The 11,178-nt window shown below is 54.7% G+C and carries 11 protein-coding genes; 6 read left to right on the forward strand and 5 right to left on the reverse strand.

All coding sequences use genetic code 11. From position 1 onward, the window contains the following. Nucleotides 1-13: 13 nt before the first annotated feature. Nucleotides 14-1,009: a bile acid:sodium symporter family protein gene (locus tag L3068_RS16285; RefSeq protein WP_014884734.1), complete on the forward strand. Its 996-nt coding sequence runs from the start codon at nucleotides 14-16 to the stop codon at nucleotides 1,007-1,009. Here the strand turns inward: L3068_RS16285 and L3068_RS16290 are convergent. The 3 genes from L3068_RS16290 to zipA form a co-directional block, all read right to left on the reverse strand. After that, nucleotides 1,006-1,221, reverse strand: coding sequence for a DUF3820 family protein (locus tag L3068_RS16290; RefSeq protein ID WP_014884735.1), 216 nt, complete (start codon nucleotides 1,219-1,221; stop codon nucleotides 1,006-1,008). The genes L3068_RS16285 and L3068_RS16290 overlap by 4 nt on opposite strands. A gap of 1 nt (nucleotide 1,222) precedes the next feature. Continuing rightward, complete coding sequence (gene ligA, locus L3068_RS16295) at nucleotides 1,223-3,238, reverse strand: NAD-dependent DNA ligase LigA (protein WP_087529908.1); 2,016 nt, start codon at nucleotides 3,236-3,238, stop codon at nucleotides 1,223-1,225. 69 nt (nucleotides 3,239-3,307) lie between these two features. Next, nucleotides 3,308-4,291 carry a cell division protein ZipA gene (gene zipA / locus L3068_RS16300; RefSeq protein WP_117580754.1) on the reverse strand — a complete coding sequence of 328 codons (984 nt, stop codon included), beginning with the start codon at nucleotides 4,289-4,291 and terminating at the stop codon, nucleotides 3,308-3,310. A 229-nt stretch (nucleotides 4,292-4,520) separates the two neighbouring features. Here zipA and cysZ point away from each other — a divergent pair, with 229 nt between their 5' ends. The 5 genes from cysZ to crr all read left to right on the forward strand — a co-directional run bounded on the left by cysZ (nucleotide 4,521) and on the right by crr (nucleotide 9,314). Beyond that, nucleotides 4,521-5,282, forward strand: coding sequence for a sulfate transporter CysZ (cysZ, locus tag L3068_RS16305; RefSeq protein ID WP_023338618.1), 762 nt, complete (start codon nucleotides 4,521-4,523; stop codon nucleotides 5,280-5,282). 163 nt (nucleotides 5,283-5,445) lie between these two features. Further along, the gene (cysK, locus tag L3068_RS16310) at nucleotides 5,446-6,417 is read left to right on the forward strand and encodes a cysteine synthase A (protein ID WP_014884739.1); all 972 of its coding nucleotides are present in this window, start codon (nucleotides 5,446-5,448) and stop codon (nucleotides 6,415-6,417) included. Nucleotides 6,418-6,734: 317 nt separating this feature from the next. Then, on the forward strand, nucleotides 6,735-6,992 hold the full coding sequence (gene ptsH / locus L3068_RS16315) for a phosphocarrier protein Hpr (protein ID WP_000487600.1): 258 nt from the start codon (nucleotides 6,735-6,737) through the stop codon (nucleotides 6,990-6,992). Nucleotides 6,993-7,036: 44 nt separating this feature from the next. Beyond that, on the forward strand, nucleotides 7,037-8,764 hold the full coding sequence (gene ptsI, locus L3068_RS16320; protein ID WP_014884740.1) for a phosphoenolpyruvate-protein phosphotransferase PtsI: 1,728 nt from the start codon (nucleotides 7,037-7,039) through the stop codon (nucleotides 8,762-8,764). A 40-nt stretch (nucleotides 8,765-8,804) separates the two neighbouring features. After that, nucleotides 8,805-9,314, forward strand: a complete 510-nt coding sequence (gene crr / locus L3068_RS16325) for a PTS glucose transporter subunit IIA (RefSeq protein WP_003861316.1) — start codon at nucleotides 8,805-8,807, stop codon at nucleotides 9,312-9,314. Between the two features lie 44 nt (nucleotides 9,315-9,358). On the opposite strand, the gene pdxK is transcribed toward crr, so the two are convergent. Both pdxK and cysM read right to left on the reverse strand, forming a co-directional pair. Continuing rightward, the gene (gene pdxK / locus L3068_RS16330; protein ID WP_023338619.1) at nucleotides 9,359-10,195 is read right to left on the reverse strand and encodes a pyridoxine/pyridoxal/pyridoxamine kinase; all 837 of its coding nucleotides are present in this window, start codon (nucleotides 10,193-10,195) and stop codon (nucleotides 9,359-9,361) included. 5 nt (nucleotides 10,196-10,200) lie between these two features. Continuing rightward, entirely contained in the window at nucleotides 10,201-11,112 is a 912-nt protein-coding gene (gene cysM / locus L3068_RS16335) for a cysteine synthase CysM (RefSeq protein ID WP_047625561.1), read from the reverse strand. Between the last annotated feature and the right edge of the window lie 66 nt (nucleotides 11,113-11,178).

The raw sequence follows: 11,178 nt of genomic DNA on the forward strand, positions 1-11,178 counted from the left end.
TTCAGGAGTCATTATGAAACTATTTCGTATTGTTGATCCGTTTACGCTTACTCTGGTGGTCACCGTTTTACTGGCCTCATTTTTCCCGGCCCGCGGTGGTTTCGTCCCGTTTTTTGAGGGGCTGACGACGGCCGCTATCGCGCTGCTGTTCTTTATGCACGGCGCAAAACTCTCCCGCGAAGCGATTATCGCGGGTGGTGGCCACTGGCGACTGCACCTCTGGGTGATGTGCAGCACCTTTATTCTGTTCCCCATCCTCGGGGTGCTGTTTGCGTGGTGGGCGCCAGTTAACGTCGACCCGGCACTCTACACCGGTTTTTTGTATCTCTGTATTCTGCCAGCCACCGTGCAGTCGGCCATTGCGTTTACCTCCCTCGCGGGTGGCAACGTTGCGGCCGCGGTCTGCTCCGCATCGGCATCCAGCCTGTTAGGGATTTTCGTCTCCCCGCTGCTGGTGGGGCTGCTGATGAACATGCATGGCGCGGAAGGTAACCTTGAGCAGGTGGGCAGGATCTGTCTGCAACTGCTGCTGCCCTTTGTCCTGGGCCATCTCTCGCGCCCGTGGACAGGTGCGTTTGTGACGAAGCATAAAAAGTGGATCTCCAAAACCGACCAGACCTCAATTCTGCTGGTGGTTTACTCCGCCTTCAGCGAAGCGGTCGTGAACGGGATCTGGCACAAGGTGGGCGCAGGCTCACTGCTGTTTATCGTGGTCGTCAGCATTGTCCTGCTGGCGATTGTCATTGCCGTAAACGTCTTTGTGGCACGTAAATGCGGCTTCAACAAAGCAGATGAAATTACGATTGTTTTCTGCGGTTCGAAGAAGAGCCTGGCGAACGGTATCCCGATGGCCAACATTCTGTTCCCGACCTCGGTAATTGGGATGATGGTATTGCCGCTGATGATTTTTCATCAGATCCAGCTGATGGTCTGCGCCGTGCTGGCGCGTCGCTATAAACGTCAGACGGAAAAACTGGCGCAGGAAGAGACCCGCGCCGCGAAGGCTTAAGGACGTTTCAGGGGCTGAACCAGCTGGGTCAGCCCCTCGGTTTTGATCAGCAGCGTGATAGCCATCAGCTCGCCCAGTCGCCCGGCCGGGAACTCATCCTTACGGGCAAACCACAGCAGATACTCCTCCGGCAAATCGATCAGCCTGCGGCCCTTATATTTACCGAACGGCATCTCCGTATTGGCGATCGCAACGAGCTGCTCTTTTTCCACGTTACTCTCCTAACAGACGCATCATTTCCGCTTCGTCGATAACCTCAATGCCGAGCTCCTGGGCTTTCGCCAGCTTCGAACCCGCAGCTTCCCCGGCAATTACCAGGTCGGTTTTCTTCGACACGCTGCCCGCCACTTTTGCGCCCAGTGCCACCAGACGCGCTTTCGCATCGTCGCGTGAAAGCTGGCTCAGGCTGCCGGTCAGCACCACCGTTTTACCGGCGAACGGACTGTCGATCTCTTCGGCATTAACCACCACCGGCGCGGGCCATTTGATGCCCTCTGCCAGCAGTTTGCCAATGACTTCGCGGTTGCTCTCTTCCGCAAAGAAGTTAAAGACGTGCGTGGCGACTACAATGCCGACATCCGGCACTTTCTGCAGCTCGTCGATGCTTGCCTTTTCCAGCGCCTCCAGCGTGCCAAAGTACGCCGCCAGCCCTGCTGCCGTTGCTTCCCCCACTTCACGGATGCCCAGCGCGTAAAGGAAACGGGCGAAGGTGGTCTCTTTTGCGGCTTCCAGAGCGTTAACCACGTTCTGCGCCGACTTCGGCCCCATGCGATCCAGACCGGTCAGCTTGCCCGCCGTCAGTTTGAAGAGATCCGCTGGCGTATGCACATACTCTTTTTCAACCAGCTGATCGATAATCTTATCGCCCATGCCGTCGACGTCCATCGCGCGTCGGGAGACGAAGTGCTTGAGTGACTCTTTACGCTGCGCGCCACAGATCAGGCCGCCCGTACAGCGCGCTACCGCCTCACCTTCAACACGCTCCACGTCAGAGCCACACACCGGGCAATGGGTCGGGAAGACCACTTCACGCGTATCATCAGGGCGTTCAGACTCAACGACGTTCACCACCTGCGGAATAACATCGCCCGCGCGACGAATCACCACTTTGTCACCAATCCGCAGGCCCAGACGTTCAATCTCATCGGCGTTATGCAGCGTGGCGTTACTCACCAGCACGCCCGCGACCTGCACAGGCTCAAGACGGGCGACCGGGGTAATGGCGCCCGTACGGCCGACCTGGAACTCCACGTCGCGAACGAAGGTCATCTGTTCCTGAGCAGGAAACTTAAACGCCACCGCCCAGCGCGGCGCACGCGCCACAAAGCCGAGTTGCTCCTGAAGCGCCAGTGAGTTCACCTTAATGACTACGCCATCAATATCAAAACCGAGCGTCGGACGGTCCGCTTCCACCTTGTGGTAGAACGCGAGTACCGCCTCTGGCGAGTCACAGAGCTGCACGCGGTTACTCACCGGCAGGCCCCACGCCTTAAACTGCATCAGGCGCCCGAGGTGCGTATCCGGCAGCTCACCTCCCTCCAGGATCCCCACGCCGTAGCAGAAGAAAGTGAGCGGTCGCTTCGCGGTGATACGCGGGTCAAGCTGGCGCAAAGAGCCTGCCGCCGCATTACGCGGGTTAGCAAATACTTTCCCGCCGGTGCGACGCGCTTCTTCGTTGATTTTCTCGAAGCCCGCCTGCGGCAGGAACACTTCGCCGCGCACTTCCAGACGCGCAGGAATATTGTCCCCCTGCAGCTTCAGCGGAATTGCGCGGATGGTACGCACGTTGGTGGTGATGTCTTCACCCGTCGTGCCGTCGCCACGCGTCGCGGCACGCACCAGCACGCCGTTTTCGTAGAGAAGACTGACCGCCAGGCCATCAAGCTTCAGCTCGCAGCACCAGGTGAGAGCGTCGCTGCTTTTCAGACGGTCCTGCACGCGCTTGTTAAACGCGAGGAAGCTCTCTTCATCAAAGACGTTATCCAGCGACAGCATCGGTACTTCATGGCGTACCTGGCTAAACGCTCCCAGCGGCTCGGCACCGACGCGCTGGGTGGGAGAATCCGGCGTAATGAGTTCCGGGTGCTGCGCCTCCAGTTCGCGAAGTTCGCGCATCAGGCGGTCATACTCCGCATCCGGCACTTCCGGCGCGTCCATAACATGATAGAGATATTCATGATGGCGAAGCGTGGTTCGCAGGTCAGTGAGTTGTTGTTCGATTGAGTCCATATCGCACCATCAATGAGAAAAAACCCCCGACATGCGGGGGTTGAGGAGGAGTTGACGTAAACGCGATGATTACACGTTGGCTTCCTTAACTTCGCGGATGCGGTCCTGATACTCACGCAGTTTTTGCGGAGTCATCATTCGACGCTGATCGTCGAGCACCACACCGCCCACTTCGTCAGCAATGTGCTGAGCGGATTGCAGCATCAGCTTGAAGTTTTGCAGTTCATCGCCGTAGGACGGCACCTGCATAAAGATGGTGACACCTGGGGTCACGAAATCACCGGTCATTTCCGGATCAAAGGTGCCAGGGTTAACCATATTGGCCAGGCTGAACAGCGCCGGGCCGCTACCGTCAGGGCTCAGGTGGCGATGGAAAATATTCATGTCGCCAAACTTGAATCCTGCCTGTTGAATACTGTTAAGCAGCACGTCACCGTTGAGATGGCTACCGTGATGCGCGGCCACGTTCATGATGATCACCGCTTCTTTACGCTGCGGTTTTTCAACAACCGGTTCTGGCTCTGCTACGGGTTCTGGCTCAACATGCTGTGCTGGAGCAGGCTGCGGCGCTGGCTGCACATGACCAGGCTGCTGCGGCTGTTGTACCGGCTGCACGGGCTGTTGTTGCACAGGCTGCTGCACGGGCTGCGGTTGAACCGGCTGTGGCGCAGCAGGCTGCTGATGGACAGGCTGTTGCGGCGGCTGGCGCACAGGCTCTTCTACCGGCTGCGGCGCCTGCTGGCGCGGCTGAGCAGAGGCGTACGGCGGTTGATACTGGTGCTGCGCAGGACGGGGGGCTTCATGCTCCCCATGAGCCGCGCCGGGCGCAGTATTGACCCGATGAACACGAACTTCACCCACGCCGTCATCGTCGCGATCGTCGATGTCATCTTCAATGTCATCGTCATCACGACTGGACTTCATGCGCTTCAGTGGGCGATCGCGGAACATCGAAGAACGCTCTTTACGGCTTGTCCAGAAACCATGTACCAGTAAAGCGATTATGGCGATCGCGCCAACAATGATTAATATCAGACGCAAATCCTGCATCATTATATTCTCTGTTGTTCTAACACCTTGCCACCACGGCAAACATTTACTCACTAAGAGTATTTGCCGTTTACGTCAAGTGCAAGTGTGTGCAGAGCATTCACAGCATAAAGATGAAGGAAATCGTGCTTTTTGCTGGTTTTTCGAACATTTCCGAACTGGTCATTAGTCCACAAGTGGATAATATAGGCGGCAATTCCACTGGTTGTGAAAATAGGAGTACAGCCTGGTTATGGTTTCAACATCGTCTTCTCCCCCACGCAGCGGCGTCTGGTATTTTTCTCAGGGCTGGAAACTGGTTTCACTGCCGGGTATCCGACGCTTCGTCATCCTTCCGCTGTTGATCAACATTCTTCTGATGGGCGGCGCGTTCTGGTGGCTTTTTACAAAGCTCGAGAGCTGGATCCCTGCGTTAATGAGCTATGTGCCCGACTGGCTACAGTGGCTGAACTATCTGCTCTGGCCGGTGGCGGTGATCTCCGTGCTGCTGGTGTTCGGCTATTTCTTCTCAACCATCGCTAACTGGATAGCCGCACCGTTTAACGGCCTGCTGGCAGAACAGCTGGAGGCGCGGCTTACCGGCGCGACGCCGCCGGACACGGGCGTGCTCGGGATCATGAAAGATATCCCGCGTATCATGAAGCGCGAGTGGCAGAAATTTGCCTGGTACCTTCCCCGCGCGGTAGTGCTGCTTATCCTCTATTTTGTGCCCGGCATTGGCCAGACCGTGGCGCCGGTGCTGTGGTTCCTGTTCAGCGCCTGGATGCTCGCCATCCAGTATTGTGATTATCCGTTCGATAACCACAAGGTACCGTTTAAAGCGATGCGCAACGCCCTGCGTACCCAGAAGGTCGCCAATATGCAGTTCGGCGCGCTAACCAGCCTGTTCACGATGATTCCCTTCCTGAACCTGTTCATCATGCCGGTTGCTGTGTGCGGCGCGACGGCAATGTGGGTGGACTGCTACCGTGCTAAGCACGCGTTATGGAAATAATGCAAAAATGTGTAAAGCAGGGGTGGCTTATGCCGCCCCTTATTCCATACTGATCCCCATTATTTCCTTGCAGTATATAGATATGCGAATTCCTTACTTCCCCCACCCTGCTTAGCAGGTATGCTGGGGCGGTATCCCAATTTCATACAGTTAAGGACAGGCCATGAGTAAGATTTATGAAGACAACTCGCTGACTATCGGTCATACGCCCCTGGTTCGACTGAACCGTATCGGTAATGGACGCATTCTGGCGAAGGTCGAATCTCGTAACCCGAGCTTCAGCGTAAAATGCCGTATCGGTGCAAACATGATTTGGGATGCTGAAAAACGTGGCGTGCTGAAGCCTGGCGTTGAACTGGTTGAACCGACCAGCGGTAACACCGGTATCGCTCTGGCCTATGTCGCTGCCGCGCGTGGCTATAAACTGACGCTGACCATGCCGGAAACCATGAGTATCGAACGCCGCAAACTGCTCAAAGCACTCGGCGCGAACCTCGTACTGACCGAAGGTGCGAAGGGCATGAAAGGTGCCATTCAGAAAGCGGAAGAGATTGTCGCCAGCGATCCGGCAAAATATCTGCTGCTGCAGCAGTTCAGCAACCCGGCTAACCCGGAAATTCACGAGAAGACCACTGGACCGGAAATCTGGGAAGATACTGACGGTCAGGTTGACGTGTTTATCTCCGGCGTCGGTACCGGCGGCACCCTGACCGGCGTGTCACGCTATATAAAAGGCACAAAAGGTAAAAAAGATCTGATCACCGTTGCGGTTGAACCCACCGACTCACCGGTTATCACCCAGGCACTGGCAGGCGAAGAGCTCAAGCCGGGTCCGCATAAAATCCAGGGTATTGGCGCGGGATTCATTCCGGGCAACCTGGATCTGAAGCTGATCGATAAAGTGGTCACCATCACTAACGAAGAAGCCATCTCTACCGCGCGTCGTCTGATGGATGAAGAAGGCATTCTCGCCGGTATCTCTTCCGGTGCGGCTGTTGCGGCAGCGCTCAAACTTCAGGAAGATGAAGCCTTTACCAATAAGAATATTGTGGTTATCCTTCCTTCCTCGGGTGAGCGTTACTTGAGCACCGCACTGTTTGCCGATCTGTTCACTGAAAAAGAGCTGCAACAGTAATGCCAGCATGTTAATAACGCGTAAAAAAGCACCTTTTCAGGTGCTTTTTTGTGGCCTGCTTCAAACTTTTGCCCCTCCTGGCATTGCTTCACCCCGTTGGGTCTGGTATTTAAACCAGCAATTATTTTGATGCGTGAAATTAATCAGTGAACGAAATAGCCTTGCTGAATCGATTTTATGATTTGGTTCAAGTCTTGCTTTCGCTGCATAATGTTTAATGACGATCGAAACGTCAGCGCTAACAATACAGGCTAAAGTTCAGTCGCCAGGCTAGACTTTAGTTCCACAACACTAAACCTATAAGTTGGGGAAATACAATGTTCCAGCAAGAAGTTACCATTACCGCTCCGAACGGTCTGCACACCCGCCCTGCTGCTCAGTTTGTTAAAGAAGCGAAAGGCTTCACTTCTGAAATCACTGTGACTTCCAACGGCAAAAGCGCCAGCGCAAAAAGCCTGTTCAAACTGCAGACTCTGGGCCTGACTCAGGGCACCGTAGTCACCATTTCTGCGGAAGGTGAAGACGAGCAGAAAGCAGTTGAGCATCTGGTAAAACTGATGGCTGAGCTCGAGTAAGTTTCCGGGTTCTTTTAAATATCAGTCACAAGTAAGGTAGGGTTATGATTTCAGGCATTTTAGCATCCCCGGGTATCGCTTTCGGCAAAGCACTGCTGCTGAAAGAAGACGAGATCGTCATCGACCGGAAAAAAATTTCTGCCGACAAGGTTGATCAGGAAGTTGAACGTTTTCTGAGCGGTCGTGCCAAGGCATCTGCGCAACTGGAAGCAATCAAAACTAAAGCTGGCGAAACTTTCGGTGAAGAAAAAGAAGCCATCTTCGAAGGGCATATCATGCTGCTCGAAGATGAGGAGCTGGAGCAGGAAATCATAGCCCTGATTAAAGATAAAGGCATGACGGCCGACGCAGCTGCGCATGAAGTTATCGAAGGTCAGGCAACTGCCCTGGAAGAACTGGATGATGAATACCTGAAAGAACGTGCGGCTGACGTACGTGACATCGGTAAGCGCCTGCTGCGCAACATCCTGGGTCTGGCCATCATCGACCTGAGCGCGATTCAGGATGAAGTGATCCTGGTTGCCGCTGACCTCACTCCGTCCGAAACCGCACAGCTGAACCTGAAAAAGGTCCTCGGTTTCATTACCGACGCGGGTGGCCGTACTTCCCACACCTCTATTATGGCCCGTTCTCTGGAACTGCCTGCCATCGTGGGTACCGGTAGCGTCACCTCTCAGGTGAAAAACGGCGACTATCTGATTCTGGATGCCGTAAACAATCTGGTTTACGTCAACCCAACAAACGAAGAGATCGAAAAACTGCGCGCGGTTCAGGAGCAAGTTGCGACTGAAAAAGCGGAACTCGCTAAGCTGAAAGACCTGCCAGCCATCACCCTGGACGGCCATCAGGTTGAAGTGTGCGCAAACATCGGAACCGTACGTGACGTTGAAGGTGCTGAGCGCAACGGTGCGGAAGGTGTGGGTCTCTATCGTACAGAATTCCTGTTCATGGATCGTGACGCGCTGCCTACTGAAGAAGAGCAGTTTGCTGCGTATAAAGCCGTAGCGGAAGCGTGTGGCTCTCAGGCGGTTATCGTCCGTACTATGGACATCGGTGGCGACAAAGAGCTGCCATACATGAACTTCCCGAAAGAAGAGAACCCGTTCCTGGGCTGGCGTGCAGTGCGTATCGCCATGGATCGCAAAGAGATCCTGCGTGACCAGGTGCGCGCAATTCTGCGTGCCTCTGCTTTCGGTAAACTGCGCATCATGTTCCCGATGATCATCTCTGTTGAAGAAGTGCGTGCACTGAAGAAAGAGATCGAAATCTACAAACAGGAACTGCGCGACGAAGGTAAAGCGTTTGACGAGTCAATCGAGATCGGCGTGATGGTGGAAACCCCAGCAGCCGCGACCATTGCGCGTCATTTAGCCAAAGAAGTTGATTTCTTTAGTATCGGCACCAATGATTTAACGCAGTACACCCTGGCAGTTGACCGTGGTAATGATATGATTTCACATCTCTACCAGCCAATGTCACCGTCCGTACTGAACTTGATCAAGCAAGTTATTGATGCTTCTCATGCAGAAGGTAAATGGACTGGCATGTGTGGTGAGCTTGCAGGCGACGAACGTGCTACACTTCTGTTGCTGGGTATGGGTCTGGACGAATTCTCTATGAGCGCCATTTCCATCCCGCGCATTAAGAAGATTATCCGTAACACGAACTTCGAAGATGCGAAGGTGTTAGCAGAGCAGGCTCTTGCTCAACCGACAACGGACGAGTTAATGACGCTGGTTAACAAGTTCATTGAAGAAAAAACAATCTGCTAATCCACGAGATGCGGCCCAAATTACTGCTTAGGAGAAGATCATGGGTTTGTTCGATAAACTGAAATCTCTGGTTTCTGATGATAAGAAAGACTCCGGAACTATTGAGATTGTTGCTCCGCTCTCCGGCGAGATCGTCAACATCGAAGACGTGCCGGATGTAGTGTTTGCTGAGAAAATCGTTGGTGATGGCATTGCTATCAAACCAACTGGCAACAAAATGGTTGCTCCAGTTGACGGCACCATCGGTAAAATTTTTGAAACCAACCATGCGTTCTCTATCGAATCTGATAGCGGTATCGAACTGTTCGTTCACTTCGGTATCGACACCGTTGAACTGAAAGGCGAAGGCTTCAAACGTATCGCGGAAGAAGGCCAGCGTGTGAAAGTTGGCGACCCGGTAATTGAATTCGATCTGCCACTGCTGGAAGAAAAAGCCAAGTCTACCCTGACGCCGGTTGTTATCTCCAACATGGACGAAATCAAAGAACTGATCAAACTGTCTGGCAGCGTCACCGTGGGTGAAACCCCGGTTATCCGCATCAAGAAGTAATTCTTGCCGTACAGAAAAATGGCGCCTTCGGGCGCCATTTTTGTTTATGCGGGAAGGATAAGCTCGTCGTACCCTTTCGACTGGGTGTACAACATCACGTCAGTCACCCGATCCCCCGCCATGCGGATAGCATCGGCAACGGTTTTCCCCTCAACGATACCACTGACCAGCTCGGAACAGAACAGATCGCCCGTCCCTTTCAGATCGGTTTCTACGCGCGGATGCGCGCTAACGGTAACGCCCTCTTTCGTCACCAGCACCACGTGGATGTTGTGCGGGTCGTCAGCGACCGGCGCGCTGGTAATCGCCACCCATTTCAGGGAATCGGAAAGCAGCCCCTGCGCTGCCGCGACGGCGCTTTCCGGCGTGCGGCACGGTTTTCCGCTTAATACTTCCAGTTCATAGACGTTTGGCGTAATGCCCTGCGCCAGCGGCAACAGGTGCTCCCGATACGCTTGCGGAATATCCGGCTTCACGTACATTCCACTGTCAATGTCGCCAATAACCGGGTCGACCAGTACCAGCAGGTCAGGATGGTGCGCTTTGACCGCCTTCAGCCACTGAGCCAACAGAGCGATCTGGCTGGCGCTGCCCATATAACCGGTGGTAACCGCTTTAAGCTCGCGCAGGATCTCGCGTTCTTCCAGCGCCTTCAGGTAGCCGCTGAACCACTCATCGGGGATCACGCCGCCGTAGAAAGTGTCATAGTGCGGCGTATTGCTGAACAATACCGTCGGCACGGCGGTGACGTTCAGCCTGTGGGTACGAATATTCGGAACCGCAATGCTGTTCCCCACGCTGCCATAAACCACCTGCGACTGCACTGCGACAATATCGGTTTGCTGCGCCCGGGTGTTATCCCGGAATAAAATCATCTCCATGACGCTTAAATTCCCGCCCCCTGCGAATAACTCTCTTCACCAAAGACGCCGGTAGACAGATAGCGATCGCCGCGGTCGCAGATAATCGCGACCACAACGGCGCCTGGATTCGCCTGCGCAACGCGCATCGCCCCAGCTACCGCGCCACCCGAGCTGACCCCGCAGAAGATGCCTTCACGCACGGCCAGCTCACGCATGGTATTCTCCGCCTCGCGCTGGTGAATATCCAGCACCTGATCCACCAGCTGCGCATTAAAAATGCCCGGCATGTATTCTGCTGGCCAGCGGCGAATCCCCGGAATGCTGCTCCCCTCTTCCGGCTGCAGGCCAACGATAGTGACGGCTTTTTCCTGCTCGCGCAGAAAACGCGACACGCCGGTGATGGTGCCGGTGGTGCCCATGCTTGAGACAAAATGGGTAATACGTCCGTCGGTTTGCTGCCAGATTTCCGGGCCGGTGGTGGTGTAATGCGCGTAGGGATTATCCGGGTTGTTGAACTGATCGAGCAACTTACCTTCGCCACGCTCCGCCATTTCTAAGGCTAAATCGCGTGCGCCTTCCATCCCCTGCTCTTTAGTGACCAAAATTAGCTCGGCCCCGTAGGCGCGCATTGCGGCGCGGCGCTCCTGGCTCATGTTGTCCGGCATCAGCAGCTTCATGCGGTAGCCTTTCAATGCCGCAATCATTGCCAGTGCAATCCCGGTATTGCCGCTGGTGGCCTCAATCAACACGTCGCCGGGCTTTATCTCACCGCGTTTTTCAGCCTGAACAATCATCGACAGCGCCGCACGGTCTTTCACCGAGCCTGCCGGATTATTGCCCTCAAGTTTGACCCAGATTTCACTGCCGTTGTCTGGCCCCATGCGCTGAAGCTTGACCAGAGGAGTGTTGCCGATGGTGTGTTCGAGTGTAGTCACGATTTTTACTCAATAAAAAAGCCGGGGGCGCGCAGCGATCCCGGCCTACAAGACTCAGTGATAACT

It is taken from the genome of Enterobacter cloacae complex sp. ECL414, from assembly GCF_021869685.1.
Classification (GTDB): Bacteria; Pseudomonadota; Gammaproteobacteria; order Enterobacterales; family Enterobacteriaceae; genus Enterobacter; species Enterobacter kobei.

Excerpts from the sequence above, each read along its gene's own strand:
- L3068_RS16285 (WP_014884734.1), top strand. The coding sequence starts at position 14 with ATGAAACTATTTCGTATTGTTGATCCGTTTACGCTTACTCTGGTGGTC.
- ligA (WP_087529908.1), bottom strand. The coding sequence starts at position 3,238 with ATGGACTCAATCGAACAACAACTCACTGACCTGCGAACCACGCTTCGC.
- zipA (WP_117580754.1), bottom strand. The coding sequence starts at position 4,291 with ATGATGCAGGATTTGCGTCTGATATTAATCATTGTTGGCGCGATCGCC.
- cysZ (WP_023338618.1), top strand. The coding sequence starts at position 4,521 with ATGGTTTCAACATCGTCTTCTCCCCCACGCAGCGGCGTCTGGTATTTT.
- cysK (WP_014884739.1), top strand. The coding sequence starts at position 5,446 with ATGAGTAAGATTTATGAAGACAACTCGCTGACTATCGGTCATACGCCC.
- ptsH (WP_000487600.1), top strand. The coding sequence starts at position 6,735 with ATGTTCCAGCAAGAAGTTACCATTACCGCTCCGAACGGTCTGCACACC.
- ptsI (WP_014884740.1), top strand. The coding sequence starts at position 7,037 with ATGATTTCAGGCATTTTAGCATCCCCGGGTATCGCTTTCGGCAAAGCA.
- crr (WP_003861316.1), top strand. The coding sequence starts at position 8,805 with ATGGGTTTGTTCGATAAACTGAAATCTCTGGTTTCTGATGATAAGAAA.
- pdxK (WP_023338619.1), bottom strand. The coding sequence starts at position 10,195 with ATGGAGATGATTTTATTCCGGGATAACACCCGGGCGCAGCAAACCGAT.